Source organism: Paenibacillus canaveralius (genome assembly GCF_047238265.1).
Taxonomy (GTDB): domain Bacteria; phylum Bacillota; class Bacilli; order Paenibacillales; family NBRC-103111; genus Paenibacillus_F.
Genome location: NZ_JBDFMM010000001.1, coordinates 4,540,034 through 4,559,702, shown reverse-complemented (window position 1 = coordinate 4,559,702; position 19,669 = coordinate 4,540,034). Strand labels below are relative to the sequence as shown.

Here is a 19,669-nt window from a genome sequence, read left to right as displayed (position 1 = left end):
ACTAACATGGAAATCAGAAAGTTTCAGGCATCGGATATTCACCGTATCGTCTCGTTGTTTTACGAAACCGTTCATTCCGTAAATAAGAAAGATTACACCCCTGAGCAGCTTCATGCATGGGCATCCCAAAAGGAAAAGGAGCTCAGATTGGAATCCTGGAAGGAGTCGATGAGCCGCAATACCGCCTATGTAGCTGTAATCGATGGCACAATCAGGGGCTTTGCGGATATGACTGTAAACGGGTATGTGGACAGACTGTATGTGGATAAAGATTTTCAGGGACAGGGGATAGCGTCCGCCTTAATGGACGTTCTTGAACATGAGGCAAAAAAACGGGGGCTTGCCGAACTGGAAACGGATGCAAGTCTTACGGCCAAACGTTTTTTTGAACATCGGGGATACGGATTAGTCCGGGAGCAGTGTGTGGAACGCAGAGGGATTAAGCTGATTAATTTTAAAATGAAGAAAAATTTAAGCACAGGCGTTTGAGAGGAAGCAGCGCGTGCTTAAATAAAGGTCTTAAATGAAGAGCCGATACCCTTTCGAAGGTATTGGCTCTTCAGTGCGAGAAGGGGCATGCGCGTCCCGTTCTTCAGTTCGTATCTCCGGTTTCGCTGTCCGGAGGAGGAGGGGCGTGCCCCGGCATTCTGCCTGCACGTACCAGCGCCTCCCGGAGCAGGAATTCGATGTGCCCGTTGACGCTGCGGAATTCGTCGGCTGCCCAGCGCTCCAAAGCTTGATGGAGCTTCGGATCGAGCCGCAGCGGGAAGTTCTTCTTAACAGCCATCCGTCCGTTTAGTAGATGGAACTGGAGTTGATGACAGGCTGGGCGGACCTGTCGGAGACAACCGCTACGAGCAGGTTGTTGATCATCGCGGCTTTGCGTTCTTCATCCAGCTCGACGACGCCTTCCGCCTGCAGGCGGGCGATGGCCATCTGTACCATGCTGACCGCGCCTTCCACGATTTTCTCACGCGCGGATATGATGGCGGAAGCCTGCTGGCGCTGGAGCATGGCGCTTGCGATCTCGGTGGAGTAGGCCAGGTGAGTCAGCCTGGACTCCAATACTTCGACGCCGGCCACGCTGAGGCGGCTTTGCAGCTCGAAGGTGAGTTCCTTGGCAACTTCTTCGCTGTTGGCGCGCAGAGAGTAGGCTTCTCCGGCATAAGAATCGTACGGGTATTTGGAAGCGACATGACGAAGGGCGGTCTCGCTCTGAATTTCCACGAAGGCCTGGTAATTATCGACTTCAAACTTGGCTTTAGCCGTATCGACTACACGGAAAACGACGACGGCCGCAATTTCAATGGGATTGCCGTCCACATCGTTGACCTTCAGCCTGGCGCTGTTGAAGTTGCGGACACGCAGCGATATTTTCTTGCGCTCGCTGAAAGGAATCGTCATCCAGAAGCCGCTGTCGCGGACGGTGCCGCTGTAGCGCCCGAAGAAATTGACGACCATCCCCTGGTTAGGCTGCACGACGGTAAATGAGCTGAGTACTACGCCTGCCAGCACAAACAGCAGTACGGCGGGAACGATCAGCTCCGCGCTCAAGCAGTAAATGCCCGCCCCGATAAATACGACCATAGCAAGCAGGCCGGCAAATCCGTTGACTTTCCATACATGACGTTCGGTCATCGCGTTCATCTCCTCTGAGAAATTCATTCATTGTCTATCATTCAAATATCGTTTTGATATTTTTATGATATCACTTTTTACAATGTCTGTAAATAGACTGAGGTACTGAAATTTCACTGTTATTGACACGCCCGAAGGAGCATGCTATAAGATAAACAAGTTTATCAGATTCCGATGAAGCCGGTCGGGAATAAGGCCGGACGATTCTATTCGAGGTGATCCCCATGGAAAAAGTCCATAATGAACAAGATTTCCGGGCGGCGGTGGAGAAATCCGAAGTTACCGTTGCCGTTTTTAAAACAACTTGGTGTAAAGACTGCCATTATATCGAGCCTTTTATGCCGGACTTGGAAAAGACGTATGCCGGGCGCATCACGTTCATCGAGCTGGACCGTGACGAAGTGCCGGATCTGTGCGAAGAGCTGAACATCCTGGGCATTCCCAGCTTTATCGCTTTCCGCAGCGGACAGGAACTGATCCGTTTCGTGAGCAAACTGCGCAAAACGCGCGAAGAGATCGAGCAGTTCCTCGACCGTGCGATCGAAGTGGGCAACGCGCTGGCGAAGTGAGCCGGAGCGCCTCGGCCTCCTTTTGGAATAAGCCCCAAAGCCGTTTCTTCGGAAACGGCTTTTTTGTGTGCCGGCTCTTGGCTTTCTGATTCTTCGTCTCGCCTGACGATATCACCCGGTTTGCCGAAGCTCATCCGCCCGCTGACTGCACCGCTTTATCGCATCTTCCGCCGCTTCGTATAATTTGCGTCCATTAGGGACTCCCTAATACTGGGCCGCGTACCTTCCGCTTCTTTCAAGGCTTTGTAACATTTGCGAATGGAATTGGCCCCTAATAGTAGCTATAATGAATAGGAGCGGCATTGCTGCTGCTCGCGGCCAAATCTCTTGCAAAACAGCCTCATTGATTATAGAGAAGTAGGTGCATGTTATGTATAAATTAACGAAGCGGTTGTCCTTTCTGACCATGGTCGGCATGTTCCTGATCGTGATTATGGGCGCGCTCGTAACCAAAACCGAGTCGGGTCTGGGCTGCGGTAACGAATGGCCGCTCTGCAACGGCAAGTTCGTCCCTGCCTACACGATCTCATCCGTAATCGAATACAGTCACCGGGCGGTGACGGGCCTTGTGGGTCTGCTGCTGCTCGCCACATTTATTCTTGTTTTCAAAACGGTCAGCCGTAAAGACGCCAAATATTTCGTGTCGGGCGCGGGTTTCTTCACCGTGCTGCAGGCGATTATGGGCGCCCTGGCCGTTGTCTTCTCGCAGTCTTCCGCGGTTATGGCGCTTCACTTCGGCCTTTCGCTGCTTGCTTTCGCGATGACGCTGCTGCTCTGGCTGACGTTTACGAAATGGGGGAACTATACGGTTTCCGTCGCCCGCACGGCGGACGGCCGCACACCGGCTCTGCCGAAGAATGCGGCTCCGATCGGCCGGGGTTTCCGCGGGTTCGTCTGGTTTGTCGGCGTCTACTGTTACATCGTCGTTTATGTGGGTGCCTTCGTCCGGCATACGGAGTCTTCGGGAGGCTGTATCGGCTGGCCCCTTTGTAACGGACAAGTCGTCCCGGAACTGACGGGCGCCACCGGAATCGTCTTTTTCCACCGCATTGCGGCCATGATTATGTTTTTCTGCGGACTCGCTTTGTTCCTGGTCGCACGCAAGAAATACAGCCATCTTGAAAATGTGTACAAAGGCGCGGGATGGGTGCTCGGCTTCCTTATCGCGCAAATTTTCAGCGGAGCTACCGTTACCTGGTCCCTGGGACACGATACGGCTTTCTTGTTCACCGGCATGATCCACGCCGTCCTGATCTGCGCCTTGTTCGGCTGGATCAGCTATCTCTGCGTCGTCATGCTGAATGCCCGGGTGCCGGTCGGCGCGGAACATTCCCGTTCCAAGAAAGAAAGTCCGGCATCGGTTGAGGCTTCCGTTAAAAGAAAGGGAGCCGTTGCAGACTGACTTTACGGCCCCGGCCGTCTCCAAGCCTGAGTAGCCCGAAGCTTGCGGAATAGGCTGCCCGCTTCATAAGGAGGATAACGCGCTGCTTTTCACGAAAGTGAAGGGCAGCCGTTTTTTCTTTTTGCCGGAAATAGTTCCCGAAGGAATGCCGGGCGGAGTCCGGATAACCTGCACAGCCGCTAACCCGGTGCGAAGCTGAAAAGCATCCGATAGAGGAGACGGATACTGTTTTTACCTGCCTTCCCGGAAGGGCCGGTGAAAGGGGATTAACGTTCGGTTGAGACACCCGGACCCGGCACCGGCGATTTTCTTTTTTCGAAAAAGGCTCATTTAGGGTAATTCAGGAGTAGACGTTCCGGAAGGAGCGGCCTCTTCACGTGAAGCTCCGGCGGGCCGTATCCCCATGTATGGATCGCGGAGACGGAGCTCATACTGAAAAAAATAAGGAAATGGGTGAAAGCCATGCTAAGAACGATTTTCAACGAGACGAAACGCAGCGAACGCTCCGACGAGCGGCTGGAACAAGCTTTCACTTCGATCAAGCGTTATTTGAACGTCCTTCAGCAAAGCCGGCATTCTTCGCCCTCATACAGCCCCAAGAAGCTGCATAGACTCTATGTATGGACCCAAGGGTTCCTGGATGCCCTGGATGAGCTGGAAGAGAGTAAATACTGCGCCGGCCGTTTTGCGGAGCGGGTGAAAAAATCTTATCTCGATGAAATGCGGCCGGAGGAGCTGGACGACTACAGGCGGTATGTTTATTTTTATAAAAATGCCCTCATCCGTCTTTTTTCGGTGCTGGATAAGCTGGGGTACTTTTTGAACGATTTGTTCGATCTCAAGACGGAGACGCTCAAAACGCACTTTTCCTTTTTTACCGTATTGCGTAAAATGAGAGAGAGCGGGGTTCATCCCGCCCTGCAGCAAAAACTGTACGAACTGAAAATAGAAGCCAAACAGCCGCTTCAGGTTCTTCGAAACCAGCGGAATATGGAAATTCACTATGTGAATGTAGAGATGCTGGATGATCTGATGCAATCCCACTCTTATCTGGGCGACCGGATCCAAGTGGAGGATATTGCGGACAATCTGGCGCAGCTGAACCGCGGATACGAGATGGTTTGCATGACGATGGATCTTGTATTCCAGTATATATCCAGGGGAAGCACAGGGGAGAACGGGGAGGAGAATCATGGCGGAGGTACGCAGAACGGCTCTTATCACGGGCAGCGCGAAAGGGCTCGGCAAAATGGCGGCGCTGACGCTGGCCACTCAAGGGTATGATATCGTAATCAATTACGTACATAGTGAAGAGGAAGCGCATGATCTGGTCAGGCACATCCAGAATACGGGCGTCCGCGCCGCCGCTATTCAAGGGGACGTCTCGCGCGGCGAGGATATCGAGCGCATCGCGGAGACGGTGGGGGAAACGATGGGCGGCGTCGATGTGCTCGTCAACAACGCCGGCCCTTTCATCCGCGAACGGAGGCTGTTCGCGGATTATACGCGCGATGAGATTGATTATCTCATCCGCGGCAACCTGCTCGGCGTGATCCAGCTGGATCACGCCCTGCTGCCTCACATGCGGCGTAAGCGCTGGGGCCGCATTATCCACTTCGGCTTCGGCCATGCCGCCGAAGCGCGCGCCTGGCCCCACAGGGCCGTCTACGCGGCCGCCAAGGTGGGGCTGGTTTCGTTCACGAAGACACTGGCCGAAGAAGAAGCGGCCAACGGGATCACCGTGAACATGATCTGTCCGGGCGATATCCGCGGAGCCAACAAGGAGAAGCGGATCGAGGAAGTGGAGAACTGCACCGACGACGAGACGCCGCGGGGCAGGCCCGGCACGGGAGAGGATGTAGCCCGCGTGCTGTCCTTCCTGTGCGATCCCAAGTCGGACTTCCTGACGGGGAACATCATGGAAGTGAACGGCGGCCTCGATCCGATCCAGACGCTGCCGATGCTGAAGCAGGGCAAATAAGCGCGCCCGCTTCGCGCCCAATAAAAAAACCGGCCCCTCAAAGGGCCGGTTTTTTTATTAGAATACTTGAACAACCTCGACAACGCCTTCTACTTCTTCGACAAGCGCACGCTCGATACCGGCTTTCAAAGTAATCGTGGAGCTCGGGCAGCTTCCGCATGCACCCATCAGCTTCAGTTTTACGATGCCGTCTTCCACGTCCACCAGTTCCACGTCACCGCCATCACGCTGCAGGAACGGGCGAAGCTTATCTAGAACCTCAAGTACTTCATCATACATGGTTGCACTTTGGGTATTTTCAGTCATTTCAATCGACTCCTTTCTTATTTTATTATAGTACATTTCGGGAAAAAAAAATATCCCCCCGCATTCAAAGGGGCGGCCGGACGTTCGGATCGGCCGTTTATTTTTTTTCAAAAAAACACTTCTTATTCTGTGGCATATGTTATATAATACAAATCATATAAAATCGAAACTGTATTATAACATTTAAAAATGGGAAGGACGGATTCGCATGAACGAGACTAACGATTGCTGCCACTGTTACGGAGAAGGGGAGACGGAGTGCCAAAGCTGTTCGGGTGAAGGAAGCCGGGGAGACCGGGGAATCTGCACATCCTGCGGAGGAAGCGGAAAGACGGCCTGTGCGCGCTGCAGCGGAAGCGGCGTAGTGGCCGATGCGTTCGACGTTCAGGACTCGATCACCGACATTATGCGGAGCCTGTATTTCAGACCGGAGTATACGAGGGGAAGATAATGCCTGCCTCGCGTAAGCGGTTCTTGTGCTCAAATCTCCCGGGATGTGTTACAATACAGATAGTTTGTGAAACAGGTGGAGATCAAACATGAGACCTATCATTGAGTTTTGCGCAAGCAATATGCATCATGGTACGGACGACGTCATGAAGAAGCTGGAGGGCAATCCGGATTACGACGTTATCGAATACGGGTGTCTGGGAAACTGCGGGGAATGTTACCTTTTTCCGTTCGCTATGGTTAACGGTGAAATCGTGGCGGCCGAGACTGCCGACAAGCTGTTTGACGAAATTTCCAAAAAAATAAAGGAAGTCGAAGAGATGTACGATTTGTTCGGCGACTGAATAACAAAAAGCCCGGTCTGCACAAGGTGCAAACCGGGCTTTTTTTGCGTTTTTTAGCCCCAGTGGTGTTTGGACATCCACAGGACTCCGTTTTTCAGGACACGCGGTACCATGCCTGTCATAACGGTTTTCTTGCCCATCAGGCCGAAGCCCGTTTTCTTGCCCAGAGAACCGAGAACTCCTTTGAGCTTGATCTGGCCGAGCTTAGGCGTTTCGTTCTTCCAAAGCGCCTGCATCACTTCCACGATCTGTTTGCCCTGCGATTCGGCCGCCTGCGCACTCGGGGAGAACGGCAGGCTGGCGCAGTCGCCGACGACGAATACGTTCGGGTGGGACGGGATCTGATGGAACTCGTTCAGCAGAACGCGTCCGGAAGGATCCTTGTCCACGGGAAGCTGTTCGACGATCGGACTCGGCTTGATACCGGCCGTCCAGATCGTGGCGTCCGTGCGGATGATCTCTTCTTCGTTGTAGAGATCGCCGCCTTCCAGTCTCTTCAGAGAGACGTGGGAACGCATTTCGATGTCGTGATCGAGCATCCAGTCGCGTACGAAATCTTTCGCCTTCGTCGGGAAGGAGGACAGAATGCTTGCGCCGCGATCCAGGATGCGGATATTGATATCCTGCCGGCTTTCGCGAAGCTCCGCCGCCATCTCCACTCCGCTCAGACCTCCGCCGACGATCGTAACTTGACCGTATGGCACGACGTCATTGACACGCTGGTACGTGATGCGGGTCTGCGAGAACGTCTGAATGCCGTTGGAAAATTCCTGCGCGCCCGGTATGCCGTGGAAATTGTCCACGCAGCCGAGTCCGATCACGAGGTAATCGTAATCGAGCGGTTCCTTGTCGGCAAAAATCACCTGTTTCGTTTCCAGGTTAACTTCCGTAACCTCTCCGTATTTAAGCGATAATCTGGGATCGTTCGGATAGGCAACGCGAAGTTCCGTCTCGGCGGCCGTTCCGGCAGCCAGCGCGTAATATTCCGTCTTGAGCCCTTGAAAAGGCGAGCGGTCGACCATCGTGACCGTCCAGTTGTCGGGTATTTCTTTTTCCAGAAGCTCCGTGGCTATGGTAATGCCGCCATAACCGCCTCCCAGAATAACAAACTTGTTCATGTTACATGAATCCCTTCTGCCATGGCTTTTGTTCGTTGCGTCATCTTTCTGTCAAAGGCTTCTAAAGGTTCTTACCCCAATTAGTTGTAGGTTTGAACCACATTGTAGAAGGTATCCCGTTCTACCGGAATTCGTCCCGCTCCTTTAATCAGCCAGACCAGATCGTCTTTCGTGACTCCGTCCGGCGATTGAGCGCCCGCGGCATGGGAGATACGCTCCTTCACAATGGTTCCGTGAGCGTCAGATGCGCCGAATTGGAACGCAAGCTGAGTCACTTTGATGCCCATGTTAATAAAATAGGCTTTGATATGCGGGAAGTTGTCGAGCATCAGGCGGCTGATCGCAATCGTTTTGAGCTCATCGACGGCAGGCACGCGCCGGCGGATACCCGCGTTTGCGCTGGCCGGCTGGATCGAATTCGGGATGAATACGAGGAATCCGTCTGTTTCATCCTGCAGATCGCGCAGCAGGGCCATATGCTCGATGCGCTCTTCGAGCGTCTCGATCGAGCCGTAGAGCATCGTCGCGTGCGTCTTCATTCCGAGCTCGTGAGCCGCACGGTGGACATCCAGCCACTGGTTCGTGTCGGCTTTCTCGACTCTCATCTTCTTGCGGTAGCGTTCGGTCAAAATCTCGGCTCCGCCGCCGGGCAGCGTGTCAAGACCGACGTCCATCAGGGTGCGAAGCACCTCTTTGTAGCTGAGTCCGCTGATCCGCGCGAAGAAGTCGATTTCGGCAGCCGTATGAGCCTTGATCGCGACTTGCGGATAATGCTGTTTCAGGGTGCGCAGGGCGTCCACGTAGTATTGAAACGGAACATGCGGATTATGGCCCTGGCTGATGTGGAACTCGCGAATATCCGGGTGGAAATTTTCAGAGATATACGTCAGCATCTCGGAAGGCGTCAGCGTGTAGGAGCCTGCCTCGCCCTCGTCTCTGCGGAAATGGCAAAACGCGCAGTGTTCTTCGCATACGTTTGTAAAATACAAACTCATGTTTTGTACGAAATACACGTTTTTGCCGTTCTTCCGGAGGTTGACCTTATTGGCTAATTGACCAATGGTCAACAAATCGTCGGATTGGTACAAAAACAGGCCGTCCTCCCGCGAAAGACGTTCCCCGTTCTCGACCTTTTCTGCAATTTCCGCCATTCGGCGGTCAGTACTGTCTATAATGACATTCACTAGTATACCCTCCCCGTAGGATCTTTTGAATCCATCCTGTGTAAATTTTTCGCCGTACGTTCAAAATCAGAACCTCTACATAGAAACATATCCCGTCAACCGTATAACGAAGGCTGCAGGATTTCATACTAAAAAAGCGATAAATGTCCGGTTTCATCCTTCCTATTATAAACCTGTCATCTCAAAGGGGCAATAAGGATAAAGCTTGCAGCTCTTCCAGCAGGCTTGGGACAGAGCCTTTTATAAGCGTTTATTGGCAAATTTATTCGCAGAGAAGGACAAAAACTGGTAAAAAGGTCTTTATTATCCTTCGGTGTTTGATGTACACTGAAATGGTGATCTTTTTTGGGATAGGATGGTAGGTACATATGCAGCAATCGGAGGAGTGGGAATGCAGACAGAAGCTTGACGTCAGAATCGAGCAACTGCGGTCCCAGATGGTAGAGAACGGGATGAAATACGGATTCCTGCACCCGAGTGTACAGCACGACAGCAGAAGACTCGACAAACTTATACTGCGGTACTACCAGCTGGAGCGGGGAGAGTCACCTCTTGAGACGAAGCTTGAATAGGAGTATACTATAGGAAGATAAGTGGATTACTAAAAGACTGCTTTCAGGAGACGGGCGCTGGACTAAGGCCGCTCCGTACAAGGAGGTTTATTTATATGAGTCTGATCAAGATCAGTGAGGAAGCGACAGGCAAAATCAAAGAAATGCTTGCGGCCGAGGAAACGCCGGATCTATTTCTGCGCGTCGGTGTCAAAGAAGGCGGTCTGCAGCGGTTTTTCATACGGCATGGGTTTCGATAACGACCAGAAAGAAGAAGATACGGTTCTCGACTTCAGCGGTCTGAAAGTGGTCGTGGACCCGGAAAGCGCGAAATACTTGTATGGCGTCGAGATTGATTACAAGGATGCGGGTATGGGCGGAGGCTTCACGATTGACAATCCCAACGCGGTAGCATCCTGCGGCTGCGGCGCTTCCTTCAAGGTGAAAGGCGAAGAAGGCAAAGCGGAGAAGTGCGACGACTAATTAGCGATTATATAGTGAACCGGGGGATTCGGCTTTCCTTCGGTTCTTTCTTTTTATGTTCGGAAGTCTTTGGGATCCGCGGTAGCGGAAAACTATAAAAACCTGCCAAGAGGCGCGCTAAGGCTGCCATCTAGCAGGTTTCTTTTTGTAAAATTCGATAGTTTGAGATGCAAAATGCAAGCAGAGCGAACCGGCCCTAAGTTTGGGGCAGAGACTTCCGGTTCGAGCACCGAGGTGCAGCGCGGACAGCGGGTTGCCTTGGCGGCGATTTCCGAAATGCAGTAAGGGCATTCCTTCGTCGGTTCCGACTTCGGCTCCTCTTGAGGCTCTTCTTTCCTGCGCAGTTTGTTCATCTGGCGGATCATGAGGAAAATCACGGCCGAAACGATGAGGAAATCGATGATATTGTTGATAAAGGCTCCGTAATTGATCGTGACGCCGCCTGACAGAGGAAGTTTTAAATTTTTGAAGTCCATCTTGCCGAGCAGCAGACCGATCGGGGGCATAAGGATATCGTTGACGAGCGAGGTCACGATTTTATTGAAAGCGGCCCCTATGATAACGCCGACCGCAAGGTCCACAACGTTGCCGCGCATAATAAATTTTTTGAATTCACCGATGATTTGAATTTTCTTTGGTTGATTTTCCAAGTTCTATACAGCCTCCCTTTTACCCTCCTAGTCTATCAAAGGGGGCGGCAGGGAATCAATATACAATTAATAGAGGATTCGTTTGAGAACGCGTGTGTTCTCACCGTACTTCATCTTCATCTGCTTGGACTGTTCCAGCATGTACGCATACAATTCCTTCAAGCGGAGCTTCTGCGGCCGGATGGTCTCTTTCACTTCTCCGTTGACTACGATGTCGTAGACGATCATGACTCACTTCTCCTTTCGCTTACTGAACCCAGTATAAACGGCCAGTATTAAATCTACGTTAAATGTGATCGTCCATCCTGTGAAATTTACAGGTCCCGATAGAGTGTATGGACGACAACTATGTTCAATATATGCGAAAGGAGTCGGATTATTCCCGTTATATGGGAAATCGGTGCGGAGATTTGGTTAAATCCGCAAATGAAGATTAATGAATTCTGTTGATAGAAGGACAAGTTCCGATTATTTGTTTTTATCACAGTAAAGTGAAAAAAGGTGTGTATAACTTTGTCCACATTATCCGCCTACAAAACTCGCCAATTTTAGAGCCTATTCACAAATTACCCACAAGATATGCACATGGGTTTGTGGATAACAGAACGATTGTTCTAATTTTTGGCACATGGTAATATAATGACAAGTTAAGCAGGAAAGGTGGTTGGTATGAGACAGATTAGCGACGAGACCCTCGTTGAATCCTATTTCAAAGCCCTTGACCTTGAACTGGAATCGGAATTTGTCGATTTACTACTAGGCGAAATTAACCGGAGACATATTGTGCTGGAAGCTTATCATAGTGATGAAGCTGCGCTTGCGTAGCTTCTTTTTTTGTTCCGCGGTCAATAGAGAGGAATCAAGTCAGGCTTTCCGGAACGGCCAGCACGGAGCTTGCGCCGCATGTTTCGCAATAAAGCATATGCATGCATTCGTTTCGTGCGACATCCTGGTAGCCGTTGGTCATGGAAATATCCTCGATGGGCCGGTAGGGAGCGTAGGGGCCGTAATAATCGTTAACCCGTCCGTAGTCGGACGCGCTGCCGCTTCCGCAGTGCGGACAAACGGCGCTTAGCGCTTCCATTCCGTTGCAAACGGTGCAGAAAGAAGACAAAGGGCATTCCTCCTTTGATCGGCTCGCGGGTTCGCGGCGTCAAAGTTAGAATGCCCTCCGGGATTTATTTTCATTTGTAAGAGTTGACCGGCAGCTCTTGCGTCAGAACTTCATGTTGCTGCTGTGTCCCGGTGAAAGTTTGGCGGACGGATCCAGATAAACTTTCGCGTTGTTGACGGCGGTAGGCGCTTCTCCGAAGCCCACGGCGATCAGCTTCAGCTTGCCCGGGTAAGTGGTGATGTCCCCTGCCGCGAAGATGCCGGGTACGTTCGTCTCCATCCGCGAGTCGACTACGATCGAGCCGTTCTCGATCTGAAGCCCCCACTCCGCTATCGGGCCCAGGGAAGAAACGAAACCGAAATTAACGACAACGGCATCGACGTCAAGCACCGTTTCTTCTCCCGTCTTGACATGCTTGAGGGTTACTTTGCGGATCGCGTCGTCGCCTTCGAGTCCCGTGATTTCGGTCGGCGTCACGACGTTGACGCGTGAATTCATCAGTTTCTCCACACTGTGCTCGTGAGCGCGGAATTTATCCCGGCGGTGAATGAGCGTAACCTGCTCGGCGATCGGCTCCAGCATAAGCGACCAGTCGACGGCGGAATCGCCTCCTCCGCTGATGAGGACTTTCTGCCCGGCGAACGAGTTCAGATCGCTGACGAAATAGTGAAGATTCGTTTTCTCGTACCGGGCCGCTTCGGGCAGCTCCAGACGACGCGGTTCGAAGGCGCCGACGCCTCCGGTAATGATAACCGCCTTGCCGAAATGAGATTCCTTATCGGTGATAACCTCGAACAGGCGCTCCTCTTTCTTGACCACCTGCAGAACTTTCTCTTCCAGACAAACGTGAATGGGGAAGTGGTTCATCTGAACGGCGAGGCTGTTTACAAGCTCCTGGGCGGTCACTTTGGGAAATCCCGCCACATCATATATATGCTTCTCCGGATATAGAGCGGCAAGCTGTCCGCCCAACTGAGGCATACTCTCGATTAACGTAACGGATGCCTGGCGCATTCCCCCGTAAAACGCCGCAAACATACCGGCCGGTCCGCCACCGATGATGATCAGGTCTTTCACTTGGTCGTGCTGAATTCCGGTTTCACTCACTACTCGGACACCTCCACTGTTCTGCACATTGCTTTCTGTTCCATTATAAACGCCCGAAATGAGGAAATAAACCAAATAGATGAAGAAAAGCCGAGCAAACCGGTCGGCTATCATCCGGGAAGGCTCTTTCAAGGGAGCTTGTTTGGGACTAACTGCCCCTTAATTTAGTGGGAATTACTGGTCGAAAAACCTTCGTTTTTGAGGAAATTGTCCCTTGCTATTTAACAGGGCACATTATATGATTGCATGAGATTGGTGCTGCATTTCCGTGAAAAATGGCGAAATAGCCCCGCTTGAAGGATAGAGAGAGAAACATTTTCACGGACATATCCGTCAGAAGATATGTGTTAATTTTCACAATGCAAGCCCTTAAAAAAGTATGGAAGTGAGAGAGAACCAATGAGTAGAGTCCCAAGGATAGTCATATTGGGCGCTGGCTACGGTGGTGTTGTAACATCTTTACGTCTTCAGAAACTGTTAAATTATAACGAAGCGGACGTAACGCTGGTGAACAAGCATGATTATCATTATATTACGACCCATCTGCATATGCCCGCAGCCGGAACGGATAAACCTGATAATGCACGCGTCAATATTTCCTCTCTGATCGATGAATTCAAAGTGGACTTCGTTAAATCGACCGTAGTTCAAATACGCCCGGGGGAGAAGAAAGTCATCCTCGAAGACGGTACCTTGTCCTACGATTATCTGGTTATCGGTCTCGGCGGTGAGCCGGAAACGTTCGGAATCCCGGGTTTGAAAGAATATGCGATGACGATCCGCAGCATTAACAGCGTTCGGCATATCCGCGAACATATCGAATATCAATTCGCCAGATTCAAGCAGGAGCCGGACCGTAAGGAACTGCTCACTTTTGTCGTAGGCGGGGCGGGCTTCTCCGGTATCGAATTCGTCGGTGAGCTGGCGGACCGTATTCCCGAGCTGTGTAAAGAGTTCGACGTGGACCCTGCGCTTGTCCACATTTACAATATCGAAGCGGCTCCGACGGCTCTGCCCGGCTTCGATCCGGAGCTGGTCGAGTATGCGATGCGCCTGCTTACCGATAAGGGCGTCACGTTCAAAATCGCCACGGCGATCAAGGAATGTACGCCGGAAGGCGTCCTCATCGCCGGGGACGAATTCATTAAAGCGGGGACGGTCATCTGGACGGGAGGAATCCGCGGCAACCGTCTTCTGGAGGACGCGGGCTTCGAAACGATGCGCGGCCGCATCCAGGTCGATGAATTTCTGCGCGCTCCGGGTTACGACAATATTTTCGTAACGGGCGACTGCTCCCTGGTGATGAACCCCGAAGGCAGGCCCTACCCGCCGACGGCTCAAATCGCGACCCAGCAGGGCGAGAACTGCGCGTTCAACCTCGTCGCTTCTATCCGCGGGAACGCTTTGAAAGAGTTCGCGTTCGTAAACCGCGGCACGGTAGCTTCCCTGGGCAAGGGCGAAGCCATCGGCATTGTCGGGACGAAGAAAATGAAGGGCGGTACGGCGGCTCTTATGAAGAAAGTCATCGATATGCGCTATCTGTATACGATCGGCGGTCTTCCGCTCGTGGTCCGCAAAGGAAAGCTGCGTTAACCGGCTTCCCGGCCAGGCCAGGATGATCAAGACCGAAAGCCGCCAACGGCAGCCGTCCGCATAGGGCGTGCCGGGGCGGCTTTTTTTGCTGTACCATGGGATAAAGCAGCAAGGGAAGGAGTACATACGAAATGAGACACTGCAGTGTACAGGTGCGCGGTCTTCTGACGCGCAGCGAGCTGGACCGTTACAACGCGCTGATTGAAGTCGGCCACTATCTGGAGAACCAGAAAGAGTACGGTCACGTGGCCGTCGTGCAGAAGGAGATCGACATTCTCATCCTTCCGGCGATAGAACGGCTTAAGGAGAAGAGCCGCCAGCGCGACCGCGACACGGAGGACTACCTGCGCCGCAAAGCGGAGATGGAAGCCGAGATGAAACGGATCGCGGAGGAAGACGACGAGGACTGAACTGGATAAACAAAAGCCGCACTGAGGTGCGGCTTTTGTTTATTTCAGGCGAGAGGCTGCCGTCTTCGCGCCGGGGCATCTTGGCTGCGGGAGCCGCTCTATCCGCGGTCTTGCCAGCAGGGCTGCGCCCGCTGGTCCGTGCGCGCCGGGAGACGTCCCCGCGCTGCGAGGCAGCGGCTGTGCTGTGCGCGGGAGTCCCGCGCAAGCGCTCGCCTGCCTCGCGGTCCCCTGCGGCGGATCGCCGCCGCACCGCTGCGCCGGTTACCGCCCGGCGCGTCCGTGCGGGGCCGCCGCGGGCGGTGACCGGCACGCACGTTGACCGCGAACGCCGGCGGCTCTCTCCCGGAGGGCACAAAAAAGCCTGGACGTCTTCCCTAAGGAAAACGTCCAGGCTTTTTTGCTTGCCGCGGGGCGGCTTATACGTCCAGCAGACGGCCGAGGCGGTCATTGTCGAGCAGGTTGCCGACATAGAAGTCGCCGAACTCGCCGAAGCGTGCGCTCACTTCGTCGAAGCGCATTTCGTACACGAGCTTCTTGAACTGCAGCGCGTCGTCGGCGAACAGCGTGACGCCCCATTCCCACAGATCGAAACCGACGGAGCCGGTAATGATCTGTTTGACTTTGCCGGCATAACTGCGGCCGATCATACCGTGGCTGCGCATCATGGCTTTGCGCGAATCGAGGTCGAGCATGTACCAGTTGTCGCCGCCTTCGCGGCGTTTGTTCATCGGATAGAAGCAGATGTGCTTCGCTTTAGGCAGCGTCGGCTTCAAGCGTGCGACCACTTCGGGATTTTCCATCGGATCGGAGCCCGGCTTGGCCATGTAGCTGCTCAGCTCGACGACCGATACGTACGAGTAAACCGGGATTGTGTATTTGGCGAACGCCGATTTGTTGAAGGCGGTCTCCAGATCGTTCAGCTCTTCGAGCGTTTCGCGAAGCTGCATGAACAGAATATCGGCCTTCTGGCCTACGATGCTGTACAGCGCCGTGCTTCCTTCTTTATTATCTTCAATTGTTGCCCATTCGCCGATAAACGAACGAAGCTCGTCCTCTGCGCGCTTGCGCTCTTCGGGAGACGCTTCTTTCCAGGCGTTCCAATCCAACCGGCGGAAATCGTGCAGGGCGTACCAACCTTCTAATGTTTCGATGGCTTCACTCATAAGAAACGGAAACCCTCCTTTAATCTAGGGAAATTCGGGTCTTACCAATCTTTCTCATTGTATCGGCTCCGCTTTCAAAAGGCAAATGGACAAAAGGTGTCAAGCCTTTAATGTTCATGATGTGGACACTTTACCTGACTGTGGAAATTGCTTTACAATAGAGAGAAGAATGCGTAAAAGGAGTGGACCGATTTTGATTCAGTTGGTCATCGTCATCGTCCTGATGTTCGTGCTGTTTTTTGGACTCGGGTTTATTCTAAATATGCTGATGAAAACGACCTGGTTTCCGGTCTATGCGTTTGTGGCGCTGATCATCGGGCTGAGCTTCTATTACAGCGACAAAATGACATCGATTACGGCGGTGGATATCGCGCCGGTTATCGGCGGGCTCATCGGGGCCGTCGTGAGCGGGACAACCATCCGCACGCTCAGAATCAAAGGCTTCAAAATGTTCTAGAACGCGCTGTAAATACAGCCAGCAAAAGCCCGGAGCATCAGCTCCGGGCTTTCTTTTTAGAACGGATATTCAGTTGTCGGCTTACCGCAGCGGGTTAATACGAGTGGTAAGAATCGTGGTAGCCGTATCCCGCGTAAGGCTCTTTGGGAATGAACAGGGAAGCGACGATGTAAATCAGGGTGAAGGTGCCGAAGCTGAACAGGGCGCCGATTACGGCGATGAGGCGGACGACGGTCGGGTCTACATTCATGTATCGGGCAAGCCCTCCGCAAAGTCCGGTAAGCTTACGGTCTGTTCTGGAACGGAAAAGTTTATTCATGATAGAATCTCTCCTTTGATTTGGTCGATTGGGTCGATTAGTTGTCCGGAACCGGTCCGGCTCGTTTGTCTTGCGCCGTTTCCGTATTTCATGTCTTTATCTTACCGGATCGGGAGGAGAGCCAAAACGGCCCTAAGGCGGTTTTGGAGTTAGACTTTAGTCGGGGCGGCCCCTCGTCATAAAGGCCAGGTAACATTTTTCATTCCCTTCCTTGTCGAGATTTGTGGTAAAATGATGTTCAGACCTTTTAAGGTACGGATGGAGTTTGATGCTATGCGATTGACCAATTTGCTGCATTTTACAGAGAATCACCGGTTCTGCGTGTACCGGGATTTCGCGTTAAGCAGTCTTGATTATAAAATGCTGTCTTCGATCTATCAGCCGATGATCGGGGGCTATGCCGTCAGCTTGTACCATACGCTCTACCAGCAGGTTCCGTCGGACAAGACGGGCTATGCCGGGCTGGAGCAGCAGCGCAAGCTTTTTTTATCGCTGGAACTCGATCCCGGGGAGCGCAGCCGCAAGCTGTTCATCGAGCAGTCCTCGAAGCTGGAGGCCGTCGGGCTGCTTCAGACGTCGCGCATCTACATGCAGGACGAGGACGACTATATTTATGAATACACGCTGTCCTGCCCGCTGTCGCCGAACGAATTTTTCCGCAATCAGCATCTCACCCTGCTCCTGCGGGACAAAATCGGCAAGTTTCTGCTGCTGTCGCTGCGCGACGAGCTTACGATGCCGGAACCCGCGGAGCTGGCGGGGGCGGACAGCGAGAATTTGTCGGTGCCTTTCTACGAACTGTTCCGCCTGAACACCCAGGTGATCGATTACGAGCTGGAGCAGGCCCTGTATGAAGCGTCGGCCGGCAAACAGACGGCACAGGCGCTTGACGTGACGACCAAAGGCTATGCCTATGCGGATCTCATCACCCGGTATCCCCGGGAATCGTTTAACCGCATTTATGTCGAGAATCTCAAGTACAAGCCCGAAACGATGATCTCCATTAATATGGTCGCCAGAAAATACAGTCTTACTTTGCAGGAAACGGTCCGGCTGCTGGATGAGGACGGGATGTTCGACGAGGACGGCGAACTTCAGATCGACTCTCTGCAGTATAAGGCGAATTTGTATTTCCGCCAGGGCAAGAAGCGGGAAGAGGAGCGCGAGCGTTTCCTTCACCGTGCGGAGTCAGCCGCCCCCGGGGACAACACGGCCGAATCCGAAGAAGAAGCGCGGTCGGTGGAAATGCAGTACTACCTGGAGGTTCCCGCGTTCCTGCAGGGGTCGCACAATGAGCACCAGTACAATTCGCTCCTTAAAAACGAGCCGTACACCCTCGTTCTGCAGAGCTTTTTCACCCAGGGGCCGGTTCCGAACGGCGTTCTGGACATTTTCGAGAAAATCGATCTCAATTATAAGCTGAAAGAAGAAGTCATTAACGTTCTTATTCATTACATTCATATCGACAAACGCTCGTGGGCCAAATCGTCCATCGAAGCGGTCGCGTCGGACATGCTCGGCAAGCAGATCGCCTCGTTCGAGCAGGCCGTCGAATATGTGCGCCAACGGCTTCAGTTCCGGCAGCAGGCGGCTGCCAAAGCGGCGGCGGCCAAAGCTTCCGGCGGTTACGCGGGCAGAGGGAAAACCCGCACGGCCGGCAAGCAGATGAAGCCGCAGATACCGATCGTCCAGAACAAAGGGCAGACGTCCCGCGTGACGGAGGAAGAGCTGGAAGCGATGCTGCGCAAAGCGAAGAAGCTCGATGAAATGTTTAATTCCTGAGAGTTCTAGACAATGGCGGGAGGAGGAACCCCGATGGAATCCCTGTCCGAAATGCTGAAACAAATGCCCAAGAGCACATGGATGCAAAGGGCGGAGGAACAGGCCAAGCAGGTGCTGGAGGATCCGCTGATTCTGAAGCTTCGCGGACAGTATCCGCAGCTCGACGATCATACGCTGAAAATCAACATGAACCGTCTGTACCAGTATGCGACGGAGCATAAGAACTGCCTGAACTGCCCCGGACTGGAACGTTGCCCGAACGATATGCAGGGGCATTATACGATGCTTAACGTGGAAGATAACGGCGGCCGCACTTATATCCATGAAGAAAAGACGGCCTGCCGCAAATTTATAGCGAAGCAGTCCCAGGATGCGATCCGCAGCCGGATCCGCACGTTTCACATCGACGAGCAGGCGCTCAGCCGGGAACATACGTATACGGATATTTTGCGGACCGATATGGAGCGCGCCAAAGCGGTCGATTTCCTGAACGACTATGTGATGCGGACAACGGAAGAAGGGCTGCAGAAGAAAGGGCTGTACCTGCAGGGCTCCTTCGGTACGGGCAAAACGTTTCTGATGTGCTACATGCTTTATCAGCTGGCGAAAAAAGGCTTCACGGGAGCCATCGTGTACATGCCGGATTTTGCGGAGGATCTCAAGGGGATGTTCGGGGAGCCGCAAAAGCTGAAGGAGACGATCGAGACTGCTGAAGGAAACGGATCTTCTGGTCTTCGACGATATCGGAGCGGAAAATCTTAACCCGTGGCTGCGTGACCATGTATTGGGAGCGATTCTCAACTACCGGATGAACCGCAAGCCGACATTTTTTACGTCCAATTACGATCTGGACGCGCTGGAGAAGCATTTCAGCTTTACGAACAAAGACGGTGACGAAGAGTACAAAGGCCAGCGGATTATGGACCGGGTGCGGCCGTATGTCGAGGTCGTGACCGTAGACGGATATAACAAACGGGGGGCCTAGTGCCGCCCGTTTGTTCGTGAATGCCAAGAGCCGCCGCGGAATGCGATCCGCAGGCGGCTCTTG

Annotated in this window: 23 protein-coding genes and 3 pseudogenes; 15 read left to right on the top strand and 11 right to left on the bottom strand. The window is 53.0% G+C overall.

What is annotated here, in order from left to right:
• Nucleotides 1–6: 6 nt before the first annotated feature.
• On the top strand, nt 7–489 hold the full coding sequence (locus ABC395_RS20595) for a GNAT family N-acetyltransferase (protein WP_413005745.1): 483 nt from the start codon (nt 7–9) through the stop codon (nt 487–489).
• 103 nt (nt 490–592) lie between these two features.
• Here ABC395_RS20595 and ABC395_RS20590 read toward each other — a convergent pair whose 3' ends face one another.
• Nucleotides 593–787, bottom strand: coding sequence for a type II toxin-antitoxin system antitoxin (locus tag ABC395_RS20590; RefSeq protein WP_413005744.1), 195 nt, complete (start codon nt 785–787; stop codon nt 593–595).
• Nucleotides 788–795: 8 nt separating this feature from the next.
• Nucleotides 796–1,638 (bottom strand): SPFH domain-containing protein, encoded by an 843-nt coding sequence (locus tag ABC395_RS20585; protein WP_413005743.1) that lies wholly within the window; start codon nt 1,636–1,638, stop codon nt 796–798.
• Between the two features lie 224 nt (nt 1,639–1,862).
• Between ABC395_RS20585 and ABC395_RS20580 the strand changes: the two genes are divergently transcribed.
• From ABC395_RS20580 to ABC395_RS20565, 4 genes are all read left to right on the top strand, one after another.
• Nucleotides 1,863–2,207, top strand: a complete 345-nt coding sequence (locus tag ABC395_RS20580; protein ID WP_181024414.1) for a thioredoxin family protein — start codon at nt 1,863–1,865, stop codon at nt 2,205–2,207.
• A 370-nt stretch (nt 2,208–2,577) separates the two neighbouring features.
• Nucleotides 2,578–3,609: a COX15/CtaA family protein gene (locus ABC395_RS20575; protein WP_413005742.1), complete on the top strand. Its 1,032-nt coding sequence runs from the start codon at nt 2,578–2,580 to the stop codon at nt 3,607–3,609.
• Between the two features lie 462 nt (nt 3,610–4,071).
• Nucleotides 4,072–4,893, top strand: a complete 822-nt coding sequence (locus tag ABC395_RS20570; RefSeq protein WP_413005741.1) for a Cthe_2314 family HEPN domain-containing protein — start codon at nt 4,072–4,074, stop codon at nt 4,891–4,893.
• A complete protein-coding gene (locus ABC395_RS20565) occupies nt 4,802–5,590 on the top strand; it encodes an SDR family oxidoreductase (RefSeq protein WP_413005740.1) in 789 nt (262 codons plus the stop codon). The genes ABC395_RS20570 and ABC395_RS20565 overlap by 92 nt, the downstream gene beginning before the upstream one ends.
• 57 nt (nt 5,591–5,647) lie before the next feature.
• Here the strand turns inward: ABC395_RS20565 and ABC395_RS20560 are convergent, their stop codons facing one another.
• Nucleotides 5,648–5,896, bottom strand: coding sequence for a NifU family protein (locus ABC395_RS20560; protein ID WP_009673094.1), 249 nt, complete (start codon nt 5,894–5,896; stop codon nt 5,648–5,650).
• A gap of 208 nt (nt 5,897–6,104) precedes the next feature.
• On the opposite strand from ABC395_RS20560, the gene ABC395_RS20555 reads away from it, so the two are divergent.
• On the top strand, nt 6,105–6,347 hold the full coding sequence (locus tag ABC395_RS20555) for a hypothetical protein (protein WP_413005739.1): 243 nt from the start codon (nt 6,105–6,107) through the stop codon (nt 6,345–6,347).
• A gap of 88 nt (nt 6,348–6,435) precedes the next feature.
• On the top strand, nt 6,436–6,690 hold the full coding sequence (locus ABC395_RS20550) for a YuzB family protein (RefSeq protein ID WP_413005738.1): 255 nt from the start codon (nt 6,436–6,438) through the stop codon (nt 6,688–6,690).
• Nucleotides 6,691–6,743: 53 nt separating this feature from the next.
• On the opposite strand, the gene ABC395_RS20545 is transcribed toward ABC395_RS20550, so the two are convergent.
• Nucleotides 6,744–7,808 carry an NAD(P)/FAD-dependent oxidoreductase gene (locus ABC395_RS20545; RefSeq protein ID WP_413005737.1) on the bottom strand — a complete coding sequence of 355 codons (1,065 nt, stop codon included), beginning with the start codon at nt 7,806–7,808 and terminating at the stop codon, nt 6,744–6,746.
• Nucleotides 7,809–7,888: 80 nt separating this feature from the next.
• Nucleotides 7,889–8,992 (bottom strand): aminofutalosine synthase MqnE, encoded by a 1,104-nt coding sequence (gene mqnE / locus ABC395_RS20540; protein ID WP_413005736.1) that lies wholly within the window; start codon nt 8,990–8,992, stop codon nt 7,889–7,891.
• 368 nt (nt 8,993–9,360) lie between these two features.
• Between mqnE and ABC395_RS20535 the strand changes: the two genes are divergently transcribed.
• Both ABC395_RS20535 and ABC395_RS20530 read left to right on the top strand, forming a co-directional pair.
• A complete protein-coding gene (locus tag ABC395_RS20535; protein WP_016423556.1) occupies nt 9,361–9,564 on the top strand; it encodes an aspartyl-phosphate phosphatase Spo0E family protein in 204 nt (67 codons plus the stop codon).
• A gap of 101 nt (nt 9,565–9,665) precedes the next feature.
• Nucleotides 9,666–10,026, top strand: a pseudogene (locus ABC395_RS20530) (HesB/IscA family protein).
• Between the two features lie 206 nt (nt 10,027–10,232).
• On the opposite strand, the pseudogene mscL reads toward ABC395_RS20530, so the two are convergent.
• Nucleotides 10,233–10,649: pseudogene (gene mscL / locus ABC395_RS20525) on the bottom strand (large-conductance mechanosensitive channel protein MscL); the annotation flags it as partial.
• 93 nt (nt 10,650–10,742) lie between these two features.
• Nucleotides 10,743–10,904, bottom strand: a complete 162-nt coding sequence (locus ABC395_RS20520) for a hypothetical protein (protein WP_009676280.1) — start codon at nt 10,902–10,904, stop codon at nt 10,743–10,745.
• Nucleotides 10,905–11,345: 441 nt separating this feature from the next.
• Between ABC395_RS20520 and sda the strand changes: the two genes are divergently transcribed.
• Nucleotides 11,346–11,501 (top strand): sporulation histidine kinase inhibitor Sda, encoded by a 156-nt coding sequence (sda, locus tag ABC395_RS20515; protein WP_009676266.1) that lies wholly within the window; start codon nt 11,346–11,348, stop codon nt 11,499–11,501.
• 34 nt (nt 11,502–11,535) lie between these two features.
• On the opposite strand, the gene ABC395_RS20510 is transcribed toward sda, so the two are convergent.
• Both ABC395_RS20510 and ABC395_RS20505 read right to left on the bottom strand, forming a co-directional pair.
• Nucleotides 11,536–11,790, bottom strand: a complete 255-nt coding sequence (locus ABC395_RS20510) for a hypothetical protein (RefSeq protein ID WP_413005735.1) — start codon at nt 11,788–11,790, stop codon at nt 11,536–11,538.
• Between the two features lie 102 nt (nt 11,791–11,892).
• Complete coding sequence (locus ABC395_RS20505; RefSeq protein ID WP_413005734.1) at nt 11,893–12,897, bottom strand: NAD(P)/FAD-dependent oxidoreductase; 1,005 nt, start codon at nt 12,895–12,897, stop codon at nt 11,893–11,895.
• A gap of 399 nt (nt 12,898–13,296) precedes the next feature.
• Between ABC395_RS20505 and ABC395_RS20500 the strand changes: the two genes are divergently transcribed.
• Nucleotides 13,297–14,490, top strand: coding sequence for an NAD(P)/FAD-dependent oxidoreductase (locus tag ABC395_RS20500; protein ID WP_103995863.1), 1,194 nt, complete (start codon nt 13,297–13,299; stop codon nt 14,488–14,490).
• A 131-nt stretch (nt 14,491–14,621) separates the two neighbouring features.
• Nucleotides 14,622–14,900, top strand: a complete 279-nt coding sequence (locus tag ABC395_RS20495) for a hypothetical protein (RefSeq protein WP_009676256.1) — start codon at nt 14,622–14,624, stop codon at nt 14,898–14,900.
• A gap of 416 nt (nt 14,901–15,316) precedes the next feature.
• On the opposite strand, the gene hemQ is transcribed toward ABC395_RS20495, so the two are convergent.
• Nucleotides 15,317–16,063 (bottom strand): hydrogen peroxide-dependent heme synthase, encoded by a 747-nt coding sequence (hemQ, locus tag ABC395_RS20490; protein WP_413005733.1) that lies wholly within the window; start codon nt 16,061–16,063, stop codon nt 15,317–15,319.
• Nucleotides 16,064–16,256: 193 nt separating this feature from the next.
• Between hemQ and ABC395_RS20485 the strand changes: the two genes are divergently transcribed.
• Complete coding sequence (locus ABC395_RS20485) at nt 16,257–16,520, top strand: YuiB family protein (RefSeq protein ID WP_009676274.1); 264 nt, start codon at nt 16,257–16,259, stop codon at nt 16,518–16,520.
• Between the two features lie 94 nt (nt 16,521–16,614).
• Here ABC395_RS20485 and ABC395_RS20480 read toward each other — a convergent pair whose 3' ends face one another.
• On the bottom strand, nt 16,615–16,839 hold the full coding sequence (locus ABC395_RS20480; RefSeq protein WP_413005732.1) for a PspC domain-containing protein: 225 nt from the start codon (nt 16,837–16,839) through the stop codon (nt 16,615–16,617).
• Between the two features lie 273 nt (nt 16,840–17,112).
• Here ABC395_RS20480 and ABC395_RS20475 point away from each other — a divergent pair, with 273 nt between their 5' ends.
• Nucleotides 17,113–18,621 (top strand): replication initiation and membrane attachment family protein, encoded by a 1,509-nt coding sequence (locus ABC395_RS20475; RefSeq protein WP_413005731.1) that lies wholly within the window; start codon nt 17,113–17,115, stop codon nt 18,619–18,621.
• Between the two features lie 33 nt (nt 18,622–18,654).
• Nucleotides 18,655–19,606, top strand: a pseudogene (dnaI, locus tag ABC395_RS20470) (primosomal protein DnaI).
• Nucleotides 19,607–19,669 lie beyond the last annotated feature (63 nt).

Coding starts and splice junctions, on each gene's coding strand:
- ABC395_RS20545 (WP_413005737.1), bottom strand. CDS start 7,808: ATGAACAAGTTTGTTATTCTGGGAGGCGGTTATGGCGGCATTACCATA.
- hemQ (WP_413005733.1), bottom strand. CDS start 16,063: ATGAGTGAAGCCATCGAAACATTAGAAGGTTGGTACGCCCTGCACGAT.
- ABC395_RS20495 (WP_009676256.1), top strand. CDS start 14,622: ATGAGACACTGCAGTGTACAGGTGCGCGGTCTTCTGACGCGCAGCGAG.
- sda (WP_009676266.1), top strand. CDS start 11,346: ATGAGACAGATTAGCGACGAGACCCTCGTTGAATCCTATTTCAAAGCC.
- ABC395_RS20580 (WP_181024414.1), top strand. CDS start 1,863: ATGGAAAAAGTCCATAATGAACAAGATTTCCGGGCGGCGGTGGAGAAA.
- ABC395_RS20590 (WP_413005744.1), bottom strand. CDS start 787: ATGGCTGTTAAGAAGAACTTCCCGCTGCGGCTCGATCCGAAGCTCCAT.
- ABC395_RS20575 (WP_413005742.1), top strand. CDS start 2,578: ATGTATAAATTAACGAAGCGGTTGTCCTTTCTGACCATGGTCGGCATG.
- ABC395_RS20560 (WP_009673094.1), bottom strand. CDS start 5,896: ATGACTGAAAATACCCAAAGTGCAACCATGTATGATGAAGTACTTGAG.
- ABC395_RS20555 (WP_413005739.1), top strand. CDS start 6,105: ATGAACGAGACTAACGATTGCTGCCACTGTTACGGAGAAGGGGAGACG.
- ABC395_RS20550 (WP_413005738.1), top strand. CDS start 6,436: ATGAGACCTATCATTGAGTTTTGCGCAAGCAATATGCATCATGGTACG.
- ABC395_RS20480 (WP_413005732.1), bottom strand. CDS start 16,839: ATGAATAAACTTTTCCGTTCCAGAACAGACCGTAAGCTTACCGGACTT.
- ABC395_RS20535 (WP_016423556.1), top strand. CDS start 9,361: ATGCAGCAATCGGAGGAGTGGGAATGCAGACAGAAGCTTGACGTCAGA.
- ABC395_RS20565 (WP_413005740.1), top strand. CDS start 4,802: ATGGCGGAGGTACGCAGAACGGCTCTTATCACGGGCAGCGCGAAAGGG.
- ABC395_RS20520 (WP_009676280.1), bottom strand. CDS start 10,904: ATGATCGTCTACGACATCGTAGTCAACGGAGAAGTGAAAGAGACCATC.
- ABC395_RS20500 (WP_103995863.1), top strand. CDS start 13,297: ATGAGTAGAGTCCCAAGGATAGTCATATTGGGCGCTGGCTACGGTGGT.
- ABC395_RS20595 (WP_413005745.1), top strand. CDS start 7: ATGGAAATCAGAAAGTTTCAGGCATCGGATATTCACCGTATCGTCTCG.
- ABC395_RS20475 (WP_413005731.1), top strand. CDS start 17,113: ATGCGATTGACCAATTTGCTGCATTTTACAGAGAATCACCGGTTCTGC.
- ABC395_RS20570 (WP_413005741.1), top strand. CDS start 4,072: ATGCTAAGAACGATTTTCAACGAGACGAAACGCAGCGAACGCTCCGAC.
- ABC395_RS20585 (WP_413005743.1), bottom strand. CDS start 1,638: ATGACCGAACGTCATGTATGGAAAGTCAACGGATTTGCCGGCCTGCTT.